Below are 23,678 nucleotides of genomic sequence, written 5' to 3'. Positions count from 1 at the left end.
CCCTACTGGCCCGCATCCGCCGCCTGGCGGGGGCGAAGGCGCCGCTGCCCGGGCGCCGGCGCATTCTCGGGCGCGCCCTCCTCGGTCGGGGTGACGGCCGTGCCGGGGCTGAGGCGCAGCGCGCCCGAGGTCACCACCTTCTCGCCCGGCTCCACGCCGCGCCGCACCACGGCGTCGGCCGCGGTCAGCACGCCGAGCTGCAGCATGCGCTGCTCCACCGTCTGGTCGTCCTTCAGCACGAAGGCGAAGGCGCCGTCCGGCCCGCGCTGAACGGCCACCAGCGGCACCGTGACCGCATCGGGGACGGTGTCGATCCGCAGCCGGGCATTGACGAAGGCACCCGGCCAGAGCCGGCTGTCCTCATTGGCAAAGACCGCCTTCAGCTTGATGGTGCCGGTCGAGGCATCGACGGCGTTGTCGAGGGTCTGCAACTCGCCGAGGATCGGGCCGGGCACCCCGGCCCGGCCGGCGCCCAGGGTCTGCGGCGCCCCGCCGCTCATCGACCGCAGGACCTGGACCGGCACCTTGCCCCGCTCCAGCGCCTCGAGCACCCGCCCGAGCTCCTGCTGCGGCAGGGTGAAGGTCACCGCGATGGGCTGCAGCTGGGAGATCGTGACGATGCCCGTGGCGTCGCCCGAGCGGACCAGATTGCCCTGGTCGACCAGGCGCAGCCCCACCCGGCCGTCGATCGGCGAGCGGATGGTGGTGAAGGAGAGCTGCGTCCGCGCGCTGTCGATCGCCGCCTGGTCGGCGGCGACGATGGCCTCGTACTGCGCGACTGTGGAGCGCTGCGTGTCCTGCTGCTGGCGGGAGACGCCCTCGTTCCGCGCCAGGGTGGTGTAGCGCTGGAGATCGAGCCGCGCATTGGCCAGCAGCGCCTCGTCCTGCGCCTTCTTGGCGACGGCCTGGTCGAGCGCCGCCTGGTAGCTGCGCGGATCGATCCGCGCCAGCACATCGCCCTTCCTGACCATCTGGCCTTCCTGGAAGGCGATCTCGACCAGCTGCCCGTCGACCTGGGCGCGGACGGTGATGGTGTTGAAGGCCTGCACCGTGCCGATGGCATCGAGCATGATCGGCACGTCCTGCCGCCGCGCCTCGGCGACCGTCACCGGCACCGCCCCGCCGCGGCCTGCCCGGCCCGCGCCGGGGCCAGCCGGGCGTGGCCCGGCCGCACCCGGACCGCCTGGGGCCTGGGCTGCCGCCTGCTCGCGGCCCTTCCAGTAGTACCAGGCACCCGCACCGGCGCCGCCAATCAGCCCGAGGGTCAGCAGGATCAGGAAAAAACGGCGCATGGGCGGGTCGGGAACCTCGGTACGGAATGTGGATGATACGGCGGGAGGGCAGCCTCCCCATGAGGTTATTCAGGTGACGAACTGCAACCTCAAATGCCGGTCCAGCCCCCGCCCAGCGCACGGAACAGCGCGACCGCCGCCTGCAGCCGGGCCAGCCGGGCATCGGCAAGCGTCACGCGGGCCGAGAACAGGGTCTGCTGGGTGTTCAGCAAGGTCACCTGGTCGATGGTGCCGGCCTCGAGCTGCGCCTCGCTGATATTGTAGGCCCGCTCGGCCATCCGCACCGCATTGGATTGCAGCGCCTCCTGCTCGGTGGTCTGGCGCAGCGCCACCAGGGCGTTCTCGGCATCGACCAGCGCATTGAGGATGGCATTGCGGTAGAGGGCCAGCAGCTCCTGGGCCCGCCCCTCATTCAGCTCGACCTGGCCGCGCAGCGCGCCGCCGCGGAAGATCGGCTGGACCAGCCCGCCAGCGATGTTGAAGATGACGGAGCCCGGCCGCAGCAGGTTCTCGAGCGCGAGGCTGCTGAATCCGCCCGTGCCGGTCAGCGTGACCGAGGGCAGCAGCTGGGCCCGTGCCACGACGATATTGGCATTGGCCGCGGCCAGTGCCGCCTCGGCGTTCAGCACGTCGGGGCGGCGCGCCAGCACCTCGGCCGGCAGGCCGGGCGTCACCTTCGGCACGGCGAGGCGGTTGAACACCCCGCCTTCCAGCCGCACCGTCTCCGGCGGCCGCGCCACCAGCGTGCCGAGGGAATTGCGGTTCTGCTCCAGCTCCTGCACCAGGGGCGGGATCTGCGCCTGCTGCTGCGCCACCACCGTCTCCTGCTGGGCGAGGTCGAGGCCGGTCGCGGTGCCGACGGCCACGCGCTGGCGGATCACCCGCAGCACCCGCTGGGCGATCACCAGGTTCTGCCGCTGGATCTCGAGCGTCTCCTGGGCCGAGAGCACGGCGAAATAGGTATTCGCCACCGAGGCCTGGGTGGTGAGCGTCACCGTCCCGGCATCGAAGCGGGTGGCCGAGGCGGATTGCTGCGCCGCCTCCACCTGGCCCCGGTTCTTGCCCCAGAAATCGATCTCGTAGCTGGCCGAGAAGGTGAGCTGGTCGTTCGAGCTCACCCGGATACGGCTGCCGCCGCCGCCGAAGCCCGCGATGGAGGCGGAGGAGGCGCTGCCGCTCTGCGAGCGCGTCGCCCGGGTGGTGAGGTCGAGCGTCGGCAGCAGCGTCGCGCCGGCGATGCGGATCTGCGCATCGGCCTGCCGGATGCGCGCCACGGCGGCGGCGATGTCGTTGTTCGCCGCCATCGCCTCCGCCATCAGCCCGTCGAGCTCGGCCGAGCCGAAGCCGCGCCACCAATGCGGGTCCGGCCACTGGATCGGCTCGGCCGCATCCACCGCCGCCATGCGGCCTGGCAGGGGGATGCCCGAGGAGGTGCCGGGCGGCGTCAGCCAATTGCCGAGCGTGGAGCAGCCGCCGAGCAGCAGCGCCGCGGCGGCCGGGGCCGCGCGGCGGAGAGGGGAGCGGGCCATCTCAGCCGCCTGGCCGGCGCGCGGCGGCGATCTGGGCGCGGCCCTCGGGCGAGACAGCGCTGAGCGCCTCGGCCAGGGTATCGCCGAAGGCGAGGTTGAAGGCCGTCATCCGCTCGGCCCAGATCGCCATGGCGCCGCGCAGGGCGGCCGGGTCATAGGGGTCGCGCCGGATCACCGCATCGACCTCGGCGCTGGCGGCGCGCATGGCAGCCAGCGCATCGGCATAGCGGGGCCGTTCGGCCGCCAGCACGGCACGGAAGCGGGGCCGGTCGGGTTCCGGCAAGGCCGCCTCGATCCGCCCGACCATGCGGTCGAAGCCGCGACCGCCCCGTGGCGGTGGCCCCGGCCGCCACCAGAGCAGCCCGCCGAGGACGAGGTTGAGCATCAGGGAGGCGCCGCAGAGGGCGGTGATGAGGGTCCGGCCGGATGGGCGGAGCATCAGAAGAGGTCTCCCGCGAGGGGCAGGGTTTGCAGGGGGCCGAAGGGATCCTCCGGCGCGGCGCGGGGCGGCGAGAGGCTGAGCCAGAGGGCGCAGGTCGCCATGGTGGCCAGTGCCCCCCAGCCCGCCGGCGCGGCGGGGCGGAGCAGCGCCAGCAGGCGGGGCAGGGGCCCTGGCGGCGACGGCAGCGGCGCGCGGGCGATGCGCCGGGCGATGCCGGCCTGCAGCCGGGCCACCGCCGCCGCATCCGGCTGCGGCAGGTCCCGCTGCAGCCGCGCGTCGAGTGCCAGCGCCGCCTGCAGCAGCCCGCGTGCCTCGGCCGAGCCGGCGAGCAGCGTGGCGGCAGCGGCGCGCTCGGTCTCCGGCCAGCCCGCCATCACCGGGCCATGCCGGTCGAGCGCCCGGGCGAATTGCTTGGTGTTCATTGGCCCCCCAATCGGCTGCGCAGCAGCAGCCGGGCACGCCGCAACAGGCCTTCCAGCGCGCGTTCCGAAACCTTCAGCACGGCCGCTGCCTCGGCCCCGCTCAATTCCTGCTCGTAGGCGAGGGCGATGGCGGCCCTTTGCCGGGGCGGCAGGCCCTCCAGCGCGGCGGCGAGCGCCGCCCGCGACTCGGCCGCCGATGCCGCCGCCTCGGGGCCCGGCCCCGGATCGGCCAGCTCGGCCACGGCGTCGAGCCCGGCCATGGGCGCGCCGGCGCGGCGCCGCGTCCGGTCGATCGCCAGGTTGACGACGATGCGGTGCAGCCAGGTGGTGAAGCGCGCCCGCCCCGGGTCGAAGCCGGCGGCGGCCTGCCAGGCGCGCAGGAAGGCCTCCTGCGCCACCTCCTCCGCCTCGGCCGCATCGCCGAGGATACGGAGCGCGAGGCGCAGCGCCCTTTCGCCATGCCGGCCGACCAGGAGATTGAAGGCAGCCCGGTCGCCCGCGCCGGCGAGCGCCATCAGCGCCGCGTCGTCGGCCGCCGGGTCGATCATCGGGCGCGGTGCGCAGCGTGGCGCCTCGAGCGGCAAGCGGGCGAAGGGGAGGGTGAGTAGCATCGGCATCCGGTTCCGCGGGTTGATACGATGCGGCTCCGGCCAACCCACGGCGCTGATTCACTTCCCCGGGTGGCGATGCTCATGACCCCGGCCTAGCCGATCGAAAACCGTGCGGGCAAGCAACCTGGCGTGTCCTTGCGACGCAGCGCGTGACATCCGCGACGCAGCGGGATCGTCGCGCGACCGGCCACTGGCATCTCCCCGGCCCTCACACGGGACCGGGGACGGGATGATGCAGAGGATGACGGAGATGTCCGGGCTTTGGACGACGCTGCGGCTGCGCTGGCTGGACGGGTTGGACCAGCCGCAGCCGGAGCATCGGCGCGAGGAGGCCGGCCCGGCCGCCTGTCCAGCCGACGGGACCCATCATCCCCTGCCGGTCCAGGCCTGGCGGCGGTAGCGCTCAGGGCGCCGGGAAGACCGCATCCGTCCGGCCGAGGAGGTGATAGGCGACCAGCCCCACCCATTCGCGGACGCTCCACTCGAATTCGCGCAGGCGGTCGGGGAGGGAGGCATCGGTTTGCGCGGCGAAGGTCGACCCGGTGCGGTAATTCACCGGCCAGGGGGTGATCTCCGTCCAGCCCGCCCGGCGGAACACGCCCATGGCGCGCGGCATGTGGCTGGCCGAGGTGACCAGCAGCCAGGTCTCGCCCGGCTTCGGCTGCACCAGCTGGCGGGTGAGGGTGGCGTTCTCCCAGGTGTTGCGCGCCTGCCGCTCCAGCACCAGCCGGTCGGCCGGCACGCCGAGGTCGCGCCAGAGCGCGGCGGCGACATCGGCTTCCGTCACGCCGCCATGCACCAGCGAGCCCTGGCCGCCGGTGAAGACCAGCCGCGCCTCGGGGTGGCGCCGCAGCAGGGCGACGGGCTCCGTCATCCGCTCGGCGGCGCCGTTCAGCGCCGGGATGCCGCGCGCCTCGGTCAGGTTCTGCTCGACGGCGCCGCCAAGCACGACGATGCCGTCGATATGCGCCGGCTCCGCCGCCGGCCGGGCGAAGCGGTCCTCCAGCGGCGCCTGCACCCACTGGTGCAGCGGCAGCGCCATCAAGGCGACGAAGAAGCCGAGCCCGGCCAAGGCCGGCCAGCGCCCCCAGCGCCGCCCGCGCCACAGCAGGGCGAGGCCGATGGCGATCAGCAGCAGCGCCGCGTTGCCGGGCTTCGCCGGGAACCACAGCAGCTTCGAGAGGAGGTAGGTCACATCCTCCACGGGCTAGAGCTCCTCGATCCGGCCCGGCCGCAGCCGGCCGCGCAGCAGGTCGGCGAGTGCCAGCATGTTGCCGCGGAAGCGCCCCCAGCGATCGGCCCACGGTTCCGGCCGTGGGCTGCGGGCGAGGTTCATCGCGCAGTGCCGCGCCATGCTCCGCAGCGCCCGGTTCCAGGGATAGGTCCCCTTGCGGGCGAGATAGACCGGGTTGGCGATCTGCGAGTAGCCGAGCTTCAGCCCCGGCGTCCGCCCGACCTTGGCGCCGAGATGCACGCCCCGCGCCCCGCCGAGCCGGAGGATCGCCCCGTGCCGGCCGATCAGCCGCGTCACATCGAGGTCCTCGTACCAGGCATAGGCCGGCAGTGCCTCGTCGACGCGGATGCCGTGCTCGCGCACCACCGCCATGCGGAAGGCCATGTTGCAGCCATAGCCGTTGAAATGCGGATGCGCGTCGAGCTGCCCGGCGGGCGGCGCATCGGCGGCGAGCAGCGCGCGGCCCTCCTCGACGGTATAGCCCGGCCCATTGGCGCCATCGGCGATGACGGTGCCGGTGGTGACGACCACATCCGGCCGCGCGGCGAAGACCGCCTCGGTCACGGCGCAATAGCCGGGCGCGGCGAGGAAGTCGTCGTCGAGGAAGAGCAGGATGTCGCAATCCGCCGCCCGGTCCATGATGGCGTTGCGCTGCCGCGGCAGCCCGGCCGGCGCGGTGAGGTATTCGATGCCGGGCAGGGGCGCGCCGACATCCTCCGGCGTCACATGGCAGACGATGATGCGGTCGGCCGGCCGCGTCTGCCGCCCGAGCTCGCGCAGCACCTCGGCGAGGATGGCCGGGCGGCCGCGCGTGGCGATGCCGATGGCGAGCCTCATCGCGCCGCCTCCGCCAGGGGCGCCAGCGGCAGGCCGTGATCCGGCCCGGGTGCGGTGAAGCCCGCCAGCCGTCCCCGCAGCGTCGCCCAGTAGTAGCGTGCCGCCAGCACCCGCCCACGCAGCAGGCCGAGCACCGCCCCGCCGAGCGGGCGGATGAGGAAGGGCAGCCAGACCCCCGCCGGCACCCGGTGCCGCCGCAGCACGAAGCCGAGCCCGCGCCCGTAGAGCGTCGCCCGCTCCACCGCGACCGGCGTCAGCCGCTTGTCGGGATGCACGACCTGCTGCCCCGGCTCATAGCGCGCCACATGCCTGGCGCGGATGGCGCGCAGCACCAGGTCATTCCCCTCGGCCGAGCCATAGGACGTGCCCGGACCCAGCCGCTCGTCGAAGCCGCCCATGGCCAGCGCCACCTCCCGCCGGAGAAAGAGGTTGAACTCGATCACGCTGGTCCAGACATTGGCCGGCGTGATCGGCCCGGCCTCCGCACGCCAGCGGCCGGAGCCGAGCCCGCCCTCCGGCGAGGCGGCCGGCCCGGTCAGCACGGAGAGCGCCGGGTCACCATCGAAGGCCGCCGCCACCTGATCCAGCAGGCCCGGCGGGTAGGTGCAGTCGTCATCCGGGAAGCCGACGATGGCGCCTCGCGCCAGGGCCAGGCCGAGATTGCGCGCATGGCAGGCATTGGCCACCGTGGAGCGCCGCCAGAGCAGCGGCAGCCGCCCCTCATAGGTGGCCATGATGGGCGCCAGCCGCTCGTCGGCATTCTGGTCGACGACGATCACCTCGACATCCGCGCGGCCCTGGGCAAGCAGGCTGTCGAAGAACTCGGCCAGCTCGGCATCCCGCCCGCGCGTCGCCACCACCAGGGAGAAGCTCACGGCAGCAGCGCCTCCACATGCGCGCGGAGCGCGGCGCGGAAGGCCTCCTCCGAGAAGCGCAGCGCGTTGGCGCGGCAGGCCTCGGGCGCGATCGGCGCCGGCAGCGCCTCGAAGCGCTCCACCGCCGCCATCACCGCCTCGGCGCTCTGCTCGGGGAAGAGCAGGCCGGTCGTTCCCTCCTGCACGATGTCGCGCGCCCCGCCGCGGCCGAAGGCGATGAGCGGCGTGCCGCAGGCCTGCGCCTCCACCATGGCGATGCCGAAATCCTCCTCGGCGGCGAAGACGAAGGCGCGGGCCGTCTGGGTCAGGGAGATGAGCTCCGCCTGGGGCACCCGGCCGCGCAATTCCACATTCGGCGCGCCGGCGGCGGCGGCCCGCACCATGGGCTCCGACGGCCCGTCGCCCGTCACCACCAGCCTGCGTCCGGGCATGCGGCGGAAGGCCTCGACCACCAGCTCGACGCGCTTGTAGGGCACCATGCGCGAGGCCAGGAGGTAATGCTCGCCGCGCGGCGCCGTCCCCAGCCCGAAGCGCGTGACATCGACCGGCGGGTGGATCACCGCCGCCTCGCGCCGCCAGACCTTGCGGATGCGCTCGGCGATGTAGCTGCTGTTGGCGACCAGGCTGTCGACGCCCGCCGCCGAGCTGCGGTCCCACAGCCGGAGCCGGTGCAGCAGCCAGCGGGTATAGGCGCCCTTCAGCCCGGTCTCGAGCCGTGCCTGGCGGAGATACTGGTGCTGCAGGTCCCAGGCATAGCGCATCGGGCTGTGGATATAGCTGACATGAAGCTGCCCCGGCCCGGTCAGCACGCCCTTGGCGACGGCATGAGAGGAGGAGACGACAAGGTCATAGCCCGAGAGGTCGAGCTGCTCGATCGCCAGCGGCATCAGGCCGAGATAGTTGCGGAACATCCGTCGCGCGAGGGGCAGGCGCTGGATGAAGCTCGTCGTGACCAGCTTGCCGCGCAGGAAGCCGCGCTCCGCCTCCGGCAGGAAGTCGCAGACGGCGAAGACATCCGCCTCGGGCCAGATCAGCAGAAGCTGCTCCAGCACCCGCTCGGATCCCGCATAGCTGTCGAGCCATTCATGGACGAGTGCGACCTTCACGCATCCCCCTTCGGCAGCAGCGCCACCAGCCGCTCCGCCGCCGCCCGCCAGGAGAAGCCGGCGGCGCGCGCCAGCCCTTCGGCGCGAAGCCGGGCGCCGAGGCCAGGCTCCTCCAGCAGCCGCGCGAGCGCGTCCGGCAGGCGGCGCGGACCGTCATTGTCGAACCAGAGCGCCGCCTCGCCGCAGACCTCGGGCACGGCGGCGGCATGGGCGGCGACAACCGGGCAGCCGCAGGTCATCGCCTCGAGCGGCGGCAGGCCGAAGCCCTCGTAGCGCGAGGGGAAGATGAGGCAGAGCGCCGCGGCGTAGAGCGTCCGCAGCTCGGCATCCGTCACCCGGCCGAGCGGCACCACCGCCTGGCCCTCCGGGTCGCCCGCATTGCGGAAGACATTGGCATCCGCCGCCCCGGCGACCGCCAGCACCAGCCCGCGCGCGGCGAGCAAGGCCTGCACCTCGCCGAGGCCGGCGAGTCCCTTATGCGCCGCGCGCGTGCCGACGACGATGGCGAAGCGCCCCGGCTGCAGCCCGTGCCGCGCCAGCACGCCGGCATCCTCCGGCTCGCGCAGGATATGCTCGCCCCCCTCATGCACCACGCCGATCCGCTCGGGCGGGATGCCGAGGTGATGCGCGATCCGCCCGCGCGAGAATTCGGAGACGGTCAGCAGCCGCGCCCCGGCCCGCGGCAGGGCCCAGTGCAGGCTGCGGTACCAGCTGCGGAAGGCGAGGGAGTAGCTCTCCGGCGTGTCGAAGGCGCCGGCATCATGGATGACGACCGCCTGCCGCCCGCCCGCCAGCAGCGGCGCGGTATTGCCGAGATTGACCAGCACCGCGCCCCGCGCCCGCGCCGGAAGCTCGACCTGTTCCCAGGCTTGGCCGCGCAGCCGGCCGAAGGCATCGTCGGCCAGATGCGCGAAGGGGGAGGGTGGGCCCCCCGCCGGGCGCAGCAGCCGCGCGCCGGGCAGCCGCCCTTCCGCTGCCATGGCGTCGAGCGCGCGGGTGATCTCGGCGGCGAAGCGCTGCACGCCGGTGATGCGCTGGGTCAGGAAGCGCCCGTTGACGGCGATCATAGAGCCCCCGGCTTCAGCAGCAGGCGCGGCTGGCGGATCAGCGCGCCGATCCGGCCTCGCTCCTCGATGTCCAAACTCTGTAGCCCGGCGATGGCGAAGACGCCGAGCGCCAACGTCGCCGCGATCAGCAGCGGCACGAGGCCCGGCATCGGCAGCAGCAGCAGCAGGCCGAGCCCGCCGCACAGCATCGGCAGGGCGAGCCGCCGCGCCGCCTCCGCCCCTGGCGGGTAGAGCCGCGCGACCAGCACGAATTTGCCGGCGCAATCGGTCGCGGCCCGCGCAGTCCAGGCCATCGCCGCACCCTCGATGCCGATCAGGTGGATCAGCAGCGCGGCCAGCGGGATGAAGATCACGGCCTGCAGGGCGGCGAATTTCGCCGTGGCATCCGGCCGGCCGATCGCATCCAGAAGCGCATTCGGCGCGAAGGCGACGCAGGAGAAGAAGATGCCGCAGCCGAGCCATTGCAGCACCCGCGCGCTGCCCGCAGCGAAGCCCTCGCCGAGCCAGAGCCAGAGGATCTCCCGTGCCCCGCCAACCAGCACCAGGCAGGCGGGGAAGACCAGCAGCATCACCAGCAGCCCGCCCCGCCGCAGCAGCGCCGCGGTCGGCGCCGGGGCGCTGGCGAAGGAGGAGGCGAAGGCCGGCAGCAGCGTCTGCGCCACGGCGACCGGCAGGATCCAGACCCGCAGCACGAGGTCGAGCGGAGTCGCATAGAAGGCGACGGCCGAGAGGCTGAGCAGCGCGCCGATCAGGAAGCGGTCGGCATAGAGCAGCGCCTGGGTCAGCAGGCCGGAGAAGGTCATCCAGCCGCCGAGCCTCAGCAGCGGGGCGACGAGCGCGATGCGCGGCCACCGCAGCCCGAGCCCCGGCACCAGGGGCCGGATCAGCCACAGGTAGGAGAGGGTATTGGCCAGCCGGCAGGCGACGAGGGCCAGCATCACGCCGATCAGGCTGTCCCAGACCAGCAGCACCAGCACCGGGCCGAGATAGTAGAAGAGGTTCACCGGGATGGTGACGAGATTGGCCGCCCGGAAGCGCTGATAGGCAGCGAGCACGCCCCAGAGTGCCGCATTCAGCACGACCAGCGGGGCCGCCGCGGCCAGGACCCGCATGGCGCCGATCGCCTGGCCGCGCAGCTCGGGCGGCACCTGCAGCAGGCGGTCCACCAGCACCGGCACGAAGAACCAGAGGCCGATGGCGACCACGAGGCTGATGCCGAGCAGCGTCCCCAGCGCCGCCTCCACCAGCGCCGCAGCATCGCCCCCACGGCCGGTGCCGATGCGCTCGGAGATGGCACGCGTCAGCGCCTGGCCGACGCCGAAGTCGAAAACCCCGAAGACGCCCACCATCGCCAGGGCCAGGGTGAAGAGCCCCCAGCGGTCGAGGCCGAGCTGATGGATGAGGACGGGGGTGAGGACCAGGGCGAGGAGAAGCGGCAAGCCGCGCCCCAGCCCGTTCCAGACCACACCCGCGACCATGGTGCGGCCGCGGGTGCGGGACTCTGCCGGATCGGCCATGATGCTGTAGGTCCCGCTGCCTGGGCCGCGCCGTGCCAGCGCGGCCTGGTCAGGTCAAGTGGCGGTTCAGTAGGCGCCGCGCCGCAGCAGCACCGCCGCCGGGGTGCGCAGCAGGATGCGGACATCCTCGAGCAGCGAGGGGTTGGTGGCGTAGCGGACGTCGAGCGCCACGCGCTGGGCATAGCTGGTGTCCGACCGGCCGCTCACCTGCCAGAGGCCGGTGATGCCGGGCCGCACCGCGAGGTAGTGCTCGGCGGCCGCGCCGTAATGCGCGGCAAGCTCGGCGGCGACCACCGGGCGGGGGCCGACCAGGCTCATATCGCCGCGAAGCACGTTGATGAGCTGGGGCAGCTCGTCGAGGCTGGTGGCGCGGAGGAGGCGGCCGATCCAGGTGATGCGGGGGTCATGCCGCAGCTTCCGGGTGGCCTCCCACTCGGCGCGCGCCGCCGGGTCGCTGGCCAGCAGCGCCTCCAGCCGGGTGGCGCTGTCCACCACCATGGAGCGGAACTTGAGGCAGCCGAAGCGGCGGCCGCCGCGCCCCACCCGCTCATGGGCATAGAAGGCCGGGCCGCCATCGGCGCGGACCAGCAGGGCGAGCAACAGGAAGACCGGAGCGCCGAGCAGCAGCAGGGCGCCGGCGCCGGCGATATCGAGGGCACGCTTCAGCCCGGGCTGCAGGCGAGGGGCAGCCTGTTCCATCGGCCGCACCGCAAGGGGGCCGAGGCTCGATTGCGAATGCGTCAGACCGCGATAGGACTCAACGCCAAGCATGGACGACATCTGGCTCTCCTCGGTCCCGGCGCCGTGTGGGGGTTGGCGCCGGTCAGTCCACCCGGGCGGTTGGCGAACCAGACCGTTCCGGGCATTGCGACTATGGGGACCAAGGAAGTGCGGGATTGCGACGCGCTTGCGGCCGGATTGTGGCATCGCACAACAAAACGGGAGCAGTGATCCGGGCCGGCGAAGCGGCCCCGGCGCCTCTCTATCCCGGGGTGGAATTGACACCGGCCACCCCGGGCGATGCCCGAGGCGGCCGGTGGCCGGCGCGATGAGGAGGGGCCGTTCAGCCTTCGGCGGTGGTCACCCTGATATGGATTCGCCCGGCGCCGATCTGGTGCGGCCGCGGCACCAGGGCAGTGATGCGTCCGCGCAACGGCAGGGTGGTGGCGGCGATGAGGTCATCGAGCGCCGCGCGCTCGGCCGGGGGCAGGCGGCCGAGCCGGATGCCCTCGGCCGACCAGGCCTCGATATCGCGCCCGCCACGCCGCGGCCGCAGCTCGATCGGGTCCCCCACGCGGGGGGCAAGCTGTCCCGGAGCGACATCCGCCGCATCCGTCAGATAGGTAAGCAGTTCAGGATCGGCGGAAACGGCAAACTCAGGTGACACGGCGGGAGTCCTTCCTCATTGCGGCGGCCCAATGCGGGAAGGATGCCGATCGATCCATCGCAACGAGATGACAGTAGAGAGAACGGGGTCTTAGAAACCCTTCCTTACATGAATGTGAACCAAGGCGGTCATTCCGCGGCCAGTGTCTCTACCGATAGTTGGGCAAGGGCGAGGGACGCCGTCAGCCCCGGGCTCTCGATGCCGAAGAGGTTGAGCAGGCCCGGCACGCCATGCGCCCGCGGCCCTTGGAGGGTGAAGTCCTGGCCCGGCGCGCCCGGCGGGACGATCTTCGGCCGGATGCCGGAATAGCCCGGCGCCAGCGCCCCATCCTTGAGGTCGGGCCAGTAACGGCGGATGGCGGCGTAGAAGCTCTCGCCCCGGCGGGGGTCCACCTCGTAGTCGATCTCCTCGACCCATTCGACATCCGGGCCGAACCGCGCCTGGCCGCCGAGATCGATGGTGAGATGCGTGCCCAGCCCGCCCGGCACCGGCACCGGATAGATCAGCCGGGAGAAGGGGTTCTTGCCAGTGAGCGTGAAGTAATTGCCCTTGGCGTAATAGGCGGCGGGGACGAGCTGGCTCGGCATTCCGGCCAGCGAGCGCGCCAGCTTCGGCGCATGCAGCCCGGCCGCGTTGACGAAGCTGCGGCAGCGCAGCGCCATCGGCTCCGCCCCGCCGACCTCGAGCTCGACGCCGCTCTCGGTCAGCCGTCCGCCGGTCACCGGGGCGTGGAAGACGAAGATCGCCCCGGCATTCTCCGCGTCGCCCTGCAGCGTCAGCATGAAGGCATGGCTGTCGATGATGCCGGTCGAGGGCGAGAGCAGGGCCGCCGTGCAGTGCAGGGCAGGCTCCAGCGCCAGCGCCTCGGCACGCTCCAGCCGGCGGAGGTCGGGGACGCCATTGGCCGCCGCCCGCGCCTGGATGGAGGCCAGCTTCTCGGCCTCCGCCTCGTCGGTGGCGACGATCAGCTTCCCGCAATTGGCATGCGGGATGCCGCGCTCAGCGCAATAGGCATAAAGCATCCGCTTGCCCTCGACGCAGCAGCGCGCCATCAGGCTGCCGGCGGGGTAGTAGATCCCGGCGTGGATCACCTCGGAATTGCGTGAGGAGGTCTCGGTCCCGATCCCCTCGGCGGCGTCCAGCACCAGCACCTCGCGCCCGGCCAGGGCCAGGGCCCGCGCCACGGCGAGGCCCACAACCCCGGCGCCGGCGACGACGCAGTCGAACTCTTCCATCCCGTCCCTGTCCCGATTCAGTCCCGCGCCAGGATGCGGCCCGTCCCGCCCCGGCGCCAATCGCCTTTGCCGGAGGGGCGCTCAGCGCCCCTGGAAGACCGGCTTCCGCTTCTCCTTGAAGGCCCTGAGGCCTTCGCGCAGATCCTCGCTGGCCTTCGCCTCGGCCATGCGCGCCCCGAGCGCCGCCAGGTCAAGCGCCTGGTGGCCGATCTCGTTGATCGAGCGCTTCACCCCCTGCACCGCAAGCGGCGCCAGCTCCCCAAGGCGGGCCGCGATGGCATCGATCCGCGCATCCAGCGCCTCCGGCTCGACCAGGTCGGTCAGGTAGCCGATGCGCAGCAGCTCCTCCGCGCCCTGCTCCTCGGCCAGCATGAAGAGCCGCTTGGCATGGTTGAAGCCAAGCCGCGAGACGTAGCGCCGCAGCCCGGTCTCGTAATAATGCAGCCCGATCCGCGCCGCGGGCATGAACATCCTGACCGCCGGCGTGCCGACCCGGAAGTCGCAGGCCAGCGCCAGGTCGGTGCTGCCGCCATAGACCCCGGCATGCAGCCGGGCGATGGTCGGGATGCGGAGCATCTCCACCCGGTCGACGAACTCCTCGAAGCCGTGGCTCGGCTCCGCGGCGCCGCCCGCGGCCTGCTGCGCCATGGCGCCGAGATGGGCGCCGGCCGAGAAGGCGCGGCCGGTCGAGGCGATCACCAGCACCCGCACGGCCGGATCGGCCTCGACCGCGGCGAGCAGGCGCAGGATCTCGGCGATATCCTCGGGCTGGATCCGGTTCATCACCTCTGGCCGATGGAGGCGCAGCGTCGCGCGGCTGCCCTCGATGGCGAGGCTCGGCAGGCTTCCCTCATCCCTGGTCGGGGCTGCCTGGGTCTCGGCTGCGCTCATGCGGTTCCTCCGGTCCTGCCGCTTTGTGCCGGTGGCCCGCGGTGCCGGCAAGAGCGATGGGGCAGGGGGTGCTGGCGCCCCGGCGGCGGCGGAGTCACTCTCGCGGCAAATTCGAGGACGCAGCACCATGGCCGACCTGCCCCAGACCGTGGACATCCATGAGGAGGGCCCCCGCGAGGGCTTCCAGATCGAGCCCGGCCCGATCCCCTCGGCCGAGAAGATCGCCCTGATCGAGGCGCTCTCCGAGACCGGCCTCCGCCACATCCAGATCTGCTCCTTCGTGAACCCGCGCCTCGTCCCCGGCTGGGCCGATGCCGAGGTGGTGGCGGGCGGGTTCCGGCCGAGGCCGGGCATCCACTACGCCGCCCTCTGGTTCAACGAGAGCGGCATGCGCCGGGCGCTGGCCTTCCGTGACCGGCTCGCCATCACCGGCTCCATCTCGCTTTCCGCCTCGGACGCCTTCTCGCGCAAGAACCTCAACCGCGGCCATGCCGAGAATCTCGAGGCGATGCGGAAGCAGACCGCCGCCCATCTCGAGGCCGGGGTGCCGGTGACGCGCGTCGGTGTCATGGCCGCCTTCGGCTGCAACTACCAAGGCGACATCACGCCCGCGCAGGTGGTGCAGACCGTGGCGGATGGGCTGGCGGTCGCCGCCGAGGCGGGCGTCGCCATCACCGATGTCTCGCTGGCCGACACCATGGGCTGGGCGACGCCGATCCGCATCGAGCGCGGAGTCGCCGCGGTGCGGGAGCGCTGGCCCGACCTCCGCATCGGCCTGCACCTGCATGACACGCGCGGCCTCGCGGTGGCCAATGCCCATGCCGGCCTCCGCCTCGGCGTGACCAAATTCGACAGCACGGTGGGCGGGCTCGGCGGCTGTCCCTTCGCCGGGCAGAAGGGCGCGGCGGGCAATATCTGCACCGAGGAGCTGGCGCTGCTCTGCGAGGAGATGGGCATCGCGACCGGCATCGACCTCGACGCGCTGATCGAGGTCGGGCGGCTGGCCGAGCGCATCGTCGGCCATCAGCTGCCCTCCGAGCTGCTTCGCGCCGGCAGCCTGGCCGCCTTCCGCCGGAAGGCCGCGGCATGAGCGTCAAACCCCTTGCCGGGCTTCGGGTCCTCGAATTCTCCCACACCATCATGGGGCCCTGCGCCGGGCTGGTCCTGGCCGATCTCGGCGCCGATGTGGTGAAGGTGGAGCCGGCCCCGGCCGGCGACCATACGCGGCGCCTGCCCGGCTTCGCCGCCGGCTTCTTCGCCACCTTCAACCGCAACAAGCGCAGCATCGCCCTCGACCTCAAGCAGCCCGAGGGCCGCGCCGCCGCCCACCGCCTCGTGGCCGGGGCCGATATCGTGCTGGAGAATTACGGGCCGGGCACGATGGAGCGCCTCGGCTGCGGCTATGAGCAGCTGCGCGCGGTCAATCCGCGCCTTGTCTATCTGGCGCTGAAGGGCTTCCTCGCCGGCCCCTACGAGCATCGCCCGGCGCTCGACGAGGTGGTGCAGTTCCAATCGGGCCTCGCCTACATGACCGGCCCGCCGGGGCGGCCGCTGCGGGCCGGCGCCTCCATCATCGACATCCTCGGCGCCGTCTTCGGCGTGACCGCGGCGCTGGCCGCGCTGCGCGAGCGCGACGCGACCGGCCAGGGCCAGCGGATCAGCAGCGCGCTCTTCGAGAGCGCCGTCTTCCTGATGGGCAGCCACATGGCCGGCCTCGCCGCCACCGGCGAGCCGCCGCCGCCCATGCCCGCGCGCCGCGGCGCCTGGGGCATCTACGATGCCTTCGAGACGGGGGATGGCGGCCAGCTCTTCATCGGCATCACCAGCGACCAGCAATGGGCCCGCTTCACCGGGGCCTTCGGCCTGGCGGAACTCGCCGCCGATGCGCGCCTTGCCACCAACGCGCAACGGGCGAAGGAGCGGAGCTGGCTGATCCCCTCCCTGCAGGAGGCGTTCCGCCGCTTCGACCAGGCCGAGCTGGCCCGCCGCTGCGAGGCCGCCGGCATCTCCTGGGCGCCGGTCGGCCAGCCGGCCGACCTGTTCGAGGACCCGCATCTGCTGGCCGGGGGCGGGCTGCTGCAGACCGCCATCTCCGCCCTCGGCGGCGGCGCCCGGTTCGGCCTGCCCGCCCTGCCACTGGAATTCGGCGAGGCGCGGGAGCGCGTCGCCCTGCACCGCCAGCCGCCGCGCATGGGCGAGCATAATGGCGAGGTGCTGGCCGAGGCCGGCTTCGCCGCGGCCGAGATCACCGCGCTCGCCGCTGCCGGCATCCTGGCGGAAGCCTCGGCGTAGCGAGCCTCCGGTGGCCGCTCGTGGCCGCCGCCCCGTGTCTGGCCCGCCATCGCCCTGGGTGGCGGCACACGGGGCGTTAATCGCCGGCTCCAACAAAGCCCCGGGCCGATGATCTGACGCTCGCGGAGGGGAAGGCCAGAGCCCGAATGGCCGCCCCAAGGGCGAACCGCTACGCGCCTTCGACGCATCGGCGGCCGATGGCCGCTGCAGGCGCATTGGCCTGCACTCCGGTCCTTCCAGCCTTCTTGGCGGCTCGCTCGATTTCCTTCGAGCGAACTGGTTCCTGATGAGATTGCAAAACAGCGAAATTGTGACCTTGGCCTCACAAACGCGTTGACTCACATCGTATACTACGCAAAACAGGCAAATAATATAAAAATAGAAACGTTTTGACGCCGGCAATCTCAGGAATGGGATAATAACGAATATGGCAAGTGATACCCTTCTGCTTAAGGTCAGCGAAACGGTTTACGGTGCGCCGGCTCAATTCACAGTTTCGGTCGATGGTAAGCAGGTCGGTTCAACCTACCAGACCACTGCCATTCACGGCTGGAAGTCCGACACCGTTACCCTGACAGGCGATTGGGACAAGGGCGAGCACACCGTACAGATCAAATACTTGAACGATTTCAGGGATGCCGGCGGCGACCGAAATTTGTTCCTGGACAGCGCCATCTATGACGGCGTGGCCGTCCCGGGCGCCCGTCTCAATATGTGGTCGCCCTATGACCCGAACACATTCAAGGTCACCGACACGACGGCGCTGGCACCGGCCACATCGGTGCCGCCCCCAACGACCACGACCCCGCCTCCTACAACCACGACCCCACCCCCAACGACCACGACCCCGCCCCCTTCCACAACTGAACCACCGCCCTCGACCACGGCACCCACCGCCACGACGGACACGCTGGTCCTGAAGGTCAGCGCGACCGTGTATGGGGCGGCGGCGCAGTTCACCGTCTCCGTGGACGGCGTACAGGTCGGCGGGACCTATCAGACGACGGCCATGCATGGCTGGAAGTCCGATACGGTGACCCTGAAGGGCAACTGGGACAGCGGCGACCATTCGGTCTCCATCAAATTCCTCAATGACTTCAAGGATGCCGGCGGAGACCGCAACCTGTACCTGGACAGCGCGACCTATAACGGCGTGGCTGTTCCCAATGCCAAGCTGGATATGTGGTCCGCCTATGATCCGCATGTCTTCAAGATCGTCGACACGACGGCGCTGACGACGACGCCGCCGCCGCCGACGAGCACGCCGTCGACCGGCACCGAGACGCCGCCGCCGACAACAACGACGCCGTCGACCGGCACCGAGACGCCGCCGCCGACGACGACGACGCCATCCACCGGCACCGAGACGCCGCCGCCGACGACCACGACGCCATCCACCGGCACCGAGACGCCGCCGCCGACGACGACGCCGTCCACCGGCACCGAGACGCCGCCGCCGACGACGAGCACGCCATCCACCGGCACCGAGACGCCGCCGCCGACGACGACGACGCCGTCCACCGGCACCGACACGGCGCCGACAACCGGGGCTCCGGACCACCTGACGCTGCGCATGTCAGAGCAGGCCTACAACAACATCCATGCGCAATTCACCGTCACGGTGGACGGCAAGCAGATCGGCGGCACCTACACGACCACCGCCAACCACGCCAACAAGGCGAGCGAGACCTTCGACATCGCCGGCGACTGGGGGCCGGGGACGCATCAGGTGAATGTTCACTTCACCAATGATGCCTATGGCGGCTGGTCGGGCGCGGACCGCAACCTGTATCTCGACGGAGCCAGGTACAACGGCACGGAGATCATGGGCGTCGCCAAGGCGATCACCGGCGGCACGACGAACTCCGATGCGAATTTCACCTTCACCGAAGCCGCCGCCACCGCGCCGCCGCCGGTCACGACCACACCGACGCCGACGCCCGGCACCACGGTGAACCATGACGGGCTGACGGATCTGAACGTGCTGATCCGCGGCCAATCCAACGCCATGCTGCTCGACCAGTATGGCGGCGACGACGTCCTGAAGGCGGAGCTGCAGAAGGCGCTGCCCGGCGTCAGGATCAACATCCTCGACGGTGACAACAAGACGGAGTTCTCCGCCACCGCCTTCACCACCTGGGACACCGACGGCCAGCAGCAGAAGATGCACGACTACCTCAACGCGCTGCCGGCGGACATCAAGGACAACGAGACCATCACCGTCTGGATGCACAACGAGTACGACCAGAAGATCAGCGGGCTGACGACGGCGCAGTGGAAGCAGGAGGTGCAGACGGATGCGAACGGCATCCGCGACATCCTCGATGACCAGGGTGCCGCGAGCACGCCCTATCTGTTCGTGCCGATCCGCTATCCCTATGGCGGCAGCTTCCCCGCCATTCGCCAGGGCATGGATGAATTGTCCTCCGACCCGCAGTTCCATGCGGAGCTGTCCTGGGCGGCCTTTGGTTCGAACATCACCATGGCGGGTGGCCCGGAGGCGGGCTCCAACGGGTCCCACATGACCAGCGCCGACGCGGCGACGATCGGCCGTGACTTGGCGGCGCCGGTTCTCGACCTGTACCAAAGCATCGCCTGACCCGGCCTGTACCGGTCGATGGCCTGCTGAAGGTCATGAAGGGCGGGGCTGCCAGCCCCGCCCTTGTTCATGTCCGGGTCAGCGCGACCTCAGAGCGCTCCGCCAGGCGATCAGCGCGCCAATGCCGGGGAAGACGGCCAGCATGCCAAAGGCCATCGCATAGGAGTGCGTTACCGCCACCGCCGCGCCGAAGAGCGAGGGCCCGACGACCACGCCCGCGAAGGCGACCGACAGCACGCCGCCCGCCGCATCCCCCGCCTTGCCGGGAGCGGCCATCCGCGCCGCCTCGGCCAGCAGCAGGCCGTTCCAGCCCGCGGCGCAGGTGCCGAGCAGGCAGAGCAGCGCCACCAGCGGCGTGCCCGGCCCCGCCAGCGCCGCCGGCAGCAGCGCCCCGCCGAGGCAGGTGCAGACCCCGATCGCGGCCAGGGTCTTCATCCCCGAGCGCCACCAATCCGCGACCACCCCCCAGGCGATGCGGGCCCCGATGCCGACCGCCTGGCTTGCCGAGCTGACGAAGCCGGCGGCGACCGGCGTCCAGCCGCCCTCCTCGACCAGCATGGTGACGATGTAGGAGCCGAGGGCGAGCTGGAAGCCGGAGAAGCAGGCCGAGATCACTGCCAGCGCCGCCAGCCCCGGCCGCGTCCGGAGAGCCACGATTCCGCCGCCGGCCCCGGCGCCGATCGGGAAGCCCGGCTCCCGCTCGCTATCCCAATGCGGCCAGAAGGCGCCGCAGCCGAAGGCGGCGGCGGCCATCGCCAGCCCGACCGCCAGCACCGCGCCCTGCCAGCCGACGAGGCCCGCCAGCCCCGGCAGGATCGCCCCCGCCAGCGCGCCGCCGATCGGCACGCCGGTCTGCTTGATGGCGAAGACCCGGTTGCGCCGCGCCGCCGGCGTCAGCCGCGCCAGGACCTGGGAAGCGGAGGGGTTGGTCAGCCCATAGCCCATGCCGATGAGGAAGGAGCCGAGCACCGCCCCGGCCAGCCCCGCCAGGATGATGAGCAGGCAGGCCAGCGCCCCGGCCGAGAGGGCAATCTGGGTGCAGCGCGCCGGCCCGAGCCGCCGCAGCACCCCGCCCGAGAACATCGAGGCCGCGCTGGCGGCGGCATAGGTGCAGGCCACCTGCCAGCCGAGCCAGTGCGGCTCCGCGCCGATATCCCGCGCCGCCAGCGGCGCCAGCACCGGCAGGGTGAAGACGGCGAGCGTGGCGAGCGACTGCGCCCCCGTCGTCGCGGCGAGCGCTGCCCCCAACCCGGCCAGCCGCCTCAATGGATTACCGCACCCGCCGCAGGAAATCCGCCGAGAGCTGGTCCAGATCGGTGATGCCGAGCATCGCCATGTTCCGGTGGATTTCCTCCCAGAGCAGGGTGATGGCATGCCGCAGCCCGGGCTCGCCGGCCACCGCCGCCGCATAGAGGAAGGGCCGGCCGAGGAAGACGAAATCGGCGCCGAGCGCCAGCGCCTTCAACACATCCGTCCCGCGCCGGATGCCGCTGTCGAGGATCACCGCCATGCCATCGGCGACGGCCGCGATCTCCGACAGCACGCGGAGCGGCGCGATGGTGCCGTCGAGCTGCCGCCCGCCATGGTTGGAGACGATGACGCCATCGGCCCCGCAGCCACGGGCGATCTTCGCATCCTCGGCGGAGAGGATGCCCTTCACCAGCAGATGGCCGGGCCAGCGCGCCCGGATCAGCGACAGGTGTTCCCAGGACAGCCCGTCCCGCCGGCCGATGGCGCGGATCAGGTTGGCGGACAGGACGGGCGGCCCGCGCGTCGCGTCCATGTTCTCGAAATGCGGCATGCCGTGGCGCATCAGCGTCGGCAGCGCCGTGCCGAGGAGCCAGCGCGGATGGCTGATCCCCTCCCAGGCCAGGCGCAGGTTCGGCCGCAGCGGCAGGCTGTAGCCGTTGCGGACGTTGTTCTCGCGATTGGCCGAGACCGGCACGTCGGCGGTGAGGACGAAGGTGTCGTAGCCCGCCGCCAGCACCCGGTCGACCAGCGCCTCGATCCGCGCCGGCTCGCCCGGCAGGTAGGCCTGGTACCAGGCGGTCGGCCCCTCGGCCCGCACATCCTCGAGCGGGATGAGGGAGGAGGCGCTCAGGATCATCGGGATCCCGGCCGCCGCCGCCGCACGGGCGAAGACGATGTCGCCGCGATAGGCCGAGAGCGCCGAGGCGCCCATCGGCGCGATCCCGAAGGGCGCCGCGTAGCGCTTGCCGAGCAGCGTCGTGCCGGTCTGCCGCGAGGTCACATCGGCCAGCACGCGGGGGACGAAGCCCAGCTCCTCGAAGGCGGTTCGGTTGTCGCGCAGCGAGGCATCGGTCTCCGCCGCGCCGGAGACGAAGCCATAGAGCATCCGCGGCAGGTGGCGCCGCGCGGCCTCCTCGAAATCCGCGAGCGAGAGGAAGCGCCGCAGATGCGCCGGCAGGTTCGGCTCGGTCCGCCGTGCCGCGACCGTGGGCGTCGCCTCGGCCAGACTCTCCCGCATCTCCCCCTCCGGCGGCATGTCCTGTCGTCCTTCCCTGTTGGCCGACAGCCTCGGGCGAAAGTGGCGGCCGGTCAACGCGGTGCGGCCGGTTCCTCCGCATAGGCGAAGGCGGCACCGGTGACGGCGACCGACAGCACCCGCTCATCGCCGCTGACGCCATCCTCGAGCGGCGAGCCGCCGGCCCGCGAGTGCAGCCGCAGCAGCCGGCAGGGCATCGGCCCGCCCGGTGGGGTGATGCGGAGCGAGAAATGATGCGGCCCGCGCCGCTCCACCTCGACCAGGCAGGGTGCCCCGTCGAAGCTTGCCTCCAGCACTGGCGCCGGCGCGCCATAGAGATGGCCGATCTCCACCAGCGCAGCGGCGACCGGGCGAAGCGGCGCCGGGTTGCGCAGCAGCCCCTGGAGCGTCATCCAGCGGAAGGGGCCCGCCTCATCCTCCTCCGGCCCATGCCAGCCGAGGTCGAAGCCAGGGTCGCGTGGGTTCAGCACCGCCTCCGCCCCCTCGGCCGGCGCCGTCTCCGCCACTTCCTCGGTCTCGGGGGATGCCGCCGCGATCAGCCGGCGCAGCGCCGTGGCCGGCGCCTCATCCCCGGCCAGCCGGTCGAGCAGCAGGGTCGCGGCGGCGTCGATGAAGGCGTCGATCCGCTCCTGCTGCAGGCGGAGCTGGCGGTCGAGCACCGCCTGGCCCGCCAGCCGCGCCGCATCGCCCGCCTGCTCCAGCCGCAGCAGCCGCTCCTCCAGCTCGGCCAGCCGCTCCGTGCCGGGCAGGCTCGGCCCGAGGGCGAAGCGGGCGAGGATGGCACGGCTGCCCATCGCCTGCAGGGTGACGGCCAGGCCACTGCCGTTGAGGTCCGCGGCCTCCAGCGCCAGGGCGAAGCGGAAGGCGCAGCCGCCCTCGGCGAGCGGCACCGGCGGGTCCGCCTGAACCGCCCGGGCCGTGCTGCCGTTGATGATGGCATGCAGCGCCGGTTGCAGCAGCCCGTTCACCCGGTCGATCCCGGTGCCGCGCAGCATGCCGTGCTCCAGCCGCAGGTCCTCGATGCGCGGCCGGGTCGGGCCGAGCAGCGCCAGCGCCTCGGCGGCGGTGGCGACCGGCCAGGAATCGGCCAGCTCGGGCCCCTCTGGCGCGGCGGCGATGCGCAGCAGCGCGGGCAGCGGCACGCAGGGCAGGCGGGTGACGGGGATGTCGAGCACCGCCTCCGCCTCGACCGGCCCCGTCGGCACGGCCCGGCCGACCTCGATCCCGCGGCAGAAGATGCGGATGGGGCCATCCGGCGCGACCGGCCGCAGGGCGCGCAGCCGCAGCCCCTCCCGGCCGGCGCCGACCACGAGCAGGGGGGGCGTCGCGTCACTCATTGCGGCGGCGCTAGCATGCGGCGGAGCGGCCGGGCAAGCGCCGCCCGGCCCGTCAGCCGGGATGGGCCTCGGCCCATCGCGCATTCTGGGTGCGGCCGCCATAGCCATAGGCATCGCCATCGGCCGCATGGACGAGCACATAGCTCTCCTCATGCAGCGGCCCGAGCAGCGAGGCCATGCCGGCGAAGGCGGCGGCGACGAAGCGGGCCGTCTCCGCCTTGGTATTGGTCCCGGCCGTCACCTTGATGTCGAGCCAGACGGCGGCAAGGCCGGCTTCCGCCGGCCGGGTGCCGGCGATGAACCAATCCTCCGGCCGCGCCGGCTCCGCCAGCACGGCGGTGACGCCGGGGTCCTTGCCGAGATGCTCGGCGGCCAGCCGGGCGGCCAGGGCGGCGACCTCCGCCTGCAGGCCGGGCCGGGGGGCAGGGGTGACATAGCGGATGCTGATCATGGGCATGCTGGCCTCCTTGATGGCGAAGCGTGGAGGCCAGACTGCTAC

23 protein-coding genes are annotated in these 23,678 nt (G+C 72.2%); 4 read left to right on the top strand and 19 right to left on the bottom strand.

The genetic code is table 11. From position 1 onward, the window contains the following. Nucleotides 1-2: 2 nt before the first annotated feature. The 5 genes from BLR02_RS05615 to BLR02_RS05595 all read right to left on the bottom strand — a co-directional run bounded on the left by BLR02_RS05615 (nt 3) and on the right by BLR02_RS05595 (nt 4,296). A complete protein-coding gene (locus tag BLR02_RS05615; RefSeq protein WP_090661240.1) occupies nt 3-1,292 on the bottom strand; it encodes an efflux RND transporter periplasmic adaptor subunit in 1,290 nt (429 codons plus the stop codon). 89 nt (nt 1,293-1,381) lie between these two features. Further along, nucleotides 1,382-2,821 (bottom strand): efflux transporter outer membrane subunit, encoded by a 1,440-nt coding sequence (locus BLR02_RS05610; RefSeq protein WP_090562030.1) that lies wholly within the window; start codon nt 2,819-2,821, stop codon nt 1,382-1,384. A gap of 1 nt (nt 2,822) precedes the next feature. Then, nucleotides 2,823-3,260, bottom strand: a complete 438-nt coding sequence (locus tag BLR02_RS05605; RefSeq protein ID WP_090661237.1) for a periplasmic heavy metal sensor — start codon at nt 3,258-3,260, stop codon at nt 2,823-2,825. Continuing rightward, on the bottom strand, nt 3,260-3,685 hold the full coding sequence (locus tag BLR02_RS05600) for a hypothetical protein (protein ID WP_090661234.1): 426 nt from the start codon (nt 3,683-3,685) through the stop codon (nt 3,260-3,262). The genes BLR02_RS05605 and BLR02_RS05600 overlap by 1 nt, the downstream gene beginning before the upstream one ends. Beyond that, nucleotides 3,682-4,296, bottom strand: coding sequence for an RNA polymerase sigma factor (locus BLR02_RS05595; protein ID WP_245704622.1), 615 nt, complete (start codon nt 4,294-4,296; stop codon nt 3,682-3,684). Before BLR02_RS05595 ends, BLR02_RS05600 begins: the two co-directional genes overlap by 4 nt. A 241-nt stretch (nt 4,297-4,537) precedes the next feature. Between BLR02_RS05595 and BLR02_RS29300 the strand changes: the two genes are divergently transcribed. Then, on the top strand, nt 4,538-4,696 hold the full coding sequence (locus tag BLR02_RS29300; RefSeq protein ID WP_176849389.1) for a hypothetical protein: 159 nt from the start codon (nt 4,538-4,540) through the stop codon (nt 4,694-4,696). 3 nt (nt 4,697-4,699) lie between these two features. Here the strand turns inward: BLR02_RS29300 and BLR02_RS05590 are convergent, their stop codons facing one another. From BLR02_RS05590 to BLR02_RS05545, 10 genes are all read right to left on the bottom strand, one after another. Next, complete coding sequence (locus BLR02_RS05590) at nt 4,700-5,500, bottom strand: YdcF family protein (protein ID WP_090661232.1); 801 nt, start codon at nt 5,498-5,500, stop codon at nt 4,700-4,702. A gap of 3 nt (nt 5,501-5,503) precedes the next feature. Next, complete coding sequence (locus tag BLR02_RS05585; protein ID WP_090661230.1) at nt 5,504-6,367, bottom strand: glycosyltransferase family 2 protein; 864 nt, start codon at nt 6,365-6,367, stop codon at nt 5,504-5,506. Beyond that, nucleotides 6,364-7,242 (bottom strand): glycosyltransferase family 2 protein, encoded by an 879-nt coding sequence (locus BLR02_RS29295; RefSeq protein ID WP_176849388.1) that lies wholly within the window; start codon nt 7,240-7,242, stop codon nt 6,364-6,366. The genes BLR02_RS05585 and BLR02_RS29295 overlap by 4 nt, the downstream gene beginning before the upstream one ends. Then, the gene (locus tag BLR02_RS05575; RefSeq protein WP_090661227.1) at nt 7,239-8,348 is read right to left on the bottom strand and encodes a glycosyltransferase; all 1,110 of its coding nucleotides are present in this window, start codon (nt 8,346-8,348) and stop codon (nt 7,239-7,241) included. The genes BLR02_RS29295 and BLR02_RS05575 overlap by 4 nt, the downstream gene beginning before the upstream one ends. After that, a complete protein-coding gene (locus BLR02_RS05570) occupies nt 8,345-9,415 on the bottom strand; it encodes a glycosyltransferase family 4 protein (protein ID WP_090661224.1) in 1,071 nt (356 codons plus the stop codon). Before BLR02_RS05570 ends, BLR02_RS05575 begins: the two co-directional genes overlap by 4 nt. Further along, a complete protein-coding gene (locus BLR02_RS05565) occupies nt 9,412-10,932 on the bottom strand; it encodes a flippase (protein WP_090562045.1) in 1,521 nt (506 codons plus the stop codon). Before BLR02_RS05565 ends, BLR02_RS05570 begins: the two co-directional genes overlap by 4 nt. Before the next feature lie 66 nt (nt 10,933-10,998). Next, the gene (locus tag BLR02_RS05560) at nt 10,999-11,712 is read right to left on the bottom strand and encodes a sugar transferase (protein ID WP_176849387.1); all 714 of its coding nucleotides are present in this window, start codon (nt 11,710-11,712) and stop codon (nt 10,999-11,001) included. A 283-nt stretch (nt 11,713-11,995) separates the two neighbouring features. Continuing rightward, on the bottom strand, nt 11,996-12,319 hold the full coding sequence (locus BLR02_RS05555) for a hypothetical protein (RefSeq protein WP_090562049.1): 324 nt from the start codon (nt 12,317-12,319) through the stop codon (nt 11,996-11,998). A gap of 128 nt (nt 12,320-12,447) precedes the next feature. Next, entirely contained in the window at nt 12,448-13,554 is a 1,107-nt protein-coding gene (locus BLR02_RS05550; RefSeq protein WP_090562051.1) for an NAD(P)/FAD-dependent oxidoreductase, read from the bottom strand. Between the two features lie 81 nt (nt 13,555-13,635). After that, on the bottom strand, nt 13,636-14,445 hold the full coding sequence (locus BLR02_RS05545; protein ID WP_090661218.1) for an enoyl-CoA hydratase/isomerase family protein: 810 nt from the start codon (nt 14,443-14,445) through the stop codon (nt 13,636-13,638). Nucleotides 14,446-14,572: 127 nt separating this feature from the next. Here BLR02_RS05545 and BLR02_RS05540 point away from each other — a divergent pair, with 127 nt between their 5' ends. The 3 genes from BLR02_RS05540 to BLR02_RS05530 all read left to right on the top strand — a co-directional run bounded on the left by BLR02_RS05540 (nt 14,573) and on the right by BLR02_RS05530 (nt 19,336). Then, the gene (locus BLR02_RS05540) at nt 14,573-15,535 is read left to right on the top strand and encodes a hydroxymethylglutaryl-CoA lyase (RefSeq protein ID WP_090661215.1); all 963 of its coding nucleotides are present in this window, start codon (nt 14,573-14,575) and stop codon (nt 15,533-15,535) included. Further along, nucleotides 15,532-16,737, top strand: coding sequence for a CaiB/BaiF CoA transferase family protein (locus BLR02_RS05535; protein WP_090661212.1), 1,206 nt, complete (start codon nt 15,532-15,534; stop codon nt 16,735-16,737). Before BLR02_RS05540 ends, BLR02_RS05535 begins: the two co-directional genes overlap by 4 nt. 427 nt (nt 16,738-17,164) lie before the next feature. Then, nucleotides 17,165-19,336 carry a carbohydrate-binding domain-containing protein gene (locus tag BLR02_RS05530; RefSeq protein WP_090661209.1) on the top strand — a complete coding sequence of 724 codons (2,172 nt, stop codon included), beginning with the start codon at nt 17,165-17,167 and terminating at the stop codon, nt 19,334-19,336. Nucleotides 19,337-19,414: 78 nt separating this feature from the next. Here BLR02_RS05530 and BLR02_RS05525 read toward each other — a convergent pair whose 3' ends face one another. Genes BLR02_RS05525 through BLR02_RS05510 form a run of 4 tightly spaced genes read right to left on the bottom strand, consistent with a single transcriptional unit; the run spans nt 19,415 to nt 23,636 of the window. Further along, a complete protein-coding gene (locus BLR02_RS05525) occupies nt 19,415-20,602 on the bottom strand; it encodes an MFS transporter (RefSeq protein ID WP_176849386.1) in 1,188 nt (395 codons plus the stop codon). Between the two features lie 4 nt (nt 20,603-20,606). Beyond that, nucleotides 20,607-21,842: an alpha-hydroxy acid oxidase gene (locus tag BLR02_RS05520; protein ID WP_245704620.1), complete on the bottom strand. Its 1,236-nt coding sequence runs from the start codon at nt 21,840-21,842 to the stop codon at nt 20,607-20,609. Nucleotides 21,843-21,895: 53 nt separating this feature from the next. Next, entirely contained in the window at nt 21,896-23,179 is a 1,284-nt protein-coding gene (locus BLR02_RS05515) for a hypothetical protein (protein WP_090661200.1), read from the bottom strand. Between the two features lie 52 nt (nt 23,180-23,231). Next, on the bottom strand, nt 23,232-23,636 hold the full coding sequence (locus BLR02_RS05510; RefSeq protein WP_090661197.1) for a 4-oxalocrotonate tautomerase: 405 nt from the start codon (nt 23,634-23,636) through the stop codon (nt 23,232-23,234). Nucleotides 23,637-23,678: the final 42 nt, after the last annotated feature.

It is taken from the genome of Belnapia rosea, assembly GCF_900101615.1.
Taxonomy (GTDB): Bacteria; Pseudomonadota; Alphaproteobacteria; order Acetobacterales; family Acetobacteraceae; genus Belnapia; species Belnapia rosea.
The sequence above is the reverse complement of the archived record's forward strand: the minus strand, read 5'-3'. Positions and strand labels throughout refer to the sequence as shown.

Coding starts and splice junctions, on each gene's coding strand:
- BLR02_RS05520 (WP_245704620.1), bottom strand. CDS start 21,842: ATGCCGCCGGAGGGGGAGATGCGGGAGAGTCTGGCCGAGGCGACGCCC.
- BLR02_RS05540 (WP_090661215.1), top strand. CDS start 14,573: ATGGCCGACCTGCCCCAGACCGTGGACATCCATGAGGAGGGCCCCCGC.
- BLR02_RS05535 (WP_090661212.1), top strand. CDS start 15,532: ATGAGCGTCAAACCCCTTGCCGGGCTTCGGGTCCTCGAATTCTCCCAC.
- BLR02_RS05585 (WP_090661230.1), bottom strand. CDS start 6,367: ATGAGGCTCGCCATCGGCATCGCCACGCGCGGCCGCCCGGCCATCCTC.
- BLR02_RS05530 (WP_090661209.1), top strand. CDS start 17,165: ATGGCAAGTGATACCCTTCTGCTTAAGGTCAGCGAAACGGTTTACGGT.
- BLR02_RS05550 (WP_090562051.1), bottom strand. CDS start 13,554: ATGGAAGAGTTCGACTGCGTCGTCGCCGGCGCCGGGGTTGTGGGCCTC.
- BLR02_RS05565 (WP_090562045.1), bottom strand. CDS start 10,932: ATGGCCGATCCGGCAGAGTCCCGCACCCGCGGCCGCACCATGGTCGCG.
- BLR02_RS05570 (WP_090661224.1), bottom strand. CDS start 9,415: ATGATCGCCGTCAACGGGCGCTTCCTGACCCAGCGCATCACCGGCGTG.
- BLR02_RS05545 (WP_090661218.1), bottom strand. CDS start 14,445: ATGAGCGCAGCCGAGACCCAGGCAGCCCCGACCAGGGATGAGGGAAGC.
- BLR02_RS29300 (WP_176849389.1), top strand. CDS start 4,538: ATGACGGAGATGTCCGGGCTTTGGACGACGCTGCGGCTGCGCTGGCTG.
- BLR02_RS05595 (WP_245704622.1), bottom strand. CDS start 4,296: ATGCTACTCACCCTCCCCTTCGCCCGCTTGCCGCTCGAGGCGCCACGC.
- BLR02_RS05610 (WP_090562030.1), bottom strand. CDS start 2,821: ATGGCCCGCTCCCCTCTCCGCCGCGCGGCCCCGGCCGCCGCGGCGCTG.
- BLR02_RS05560 (WP_176849387.1), bottom strand. CDS start 11,712: ATGTCGTCCATGCTTGGCGTTGAGTCCTATCGCGGTCTGACGCATTCG.
- BLR02_RS05605 (WP_090661237.1), bottom strand. CDS start 3,260: ATGCTCCGCCCATCCGGCCGGACCCTCATCACCGCCCTCTGCGGCGCC.
- BLR02_RS05510 (WP_090661197.1), bottom strand. CDS start 23,636: ATGCCCATGATCAGCATCCGCTATGTCACCCCTGCCCCCCGGCCCGGC.
- BLR02_RS05515 (WP_090661200.1), bottom strand. CDS start 23,179: ATGAGTGACGCGACGCCCCCCCTGCTCGTGGTCGGCGCCGGCCGGGAG.
- BLR02_RS05615 (WP_090661240.1), bottom strand. CDS start 1,292: ATGCGCCGTTTTTTCCTGATCCTGCTGACCCTCGGGCTGATTGGCGGC.
- BLR02_RS05600 (WP_090661234.1), bottom strand. CDS start 3,685: ATGAACACCAAGCAATTCGCCCGGGCGCTCGACCGGCATGGCCCGGTG.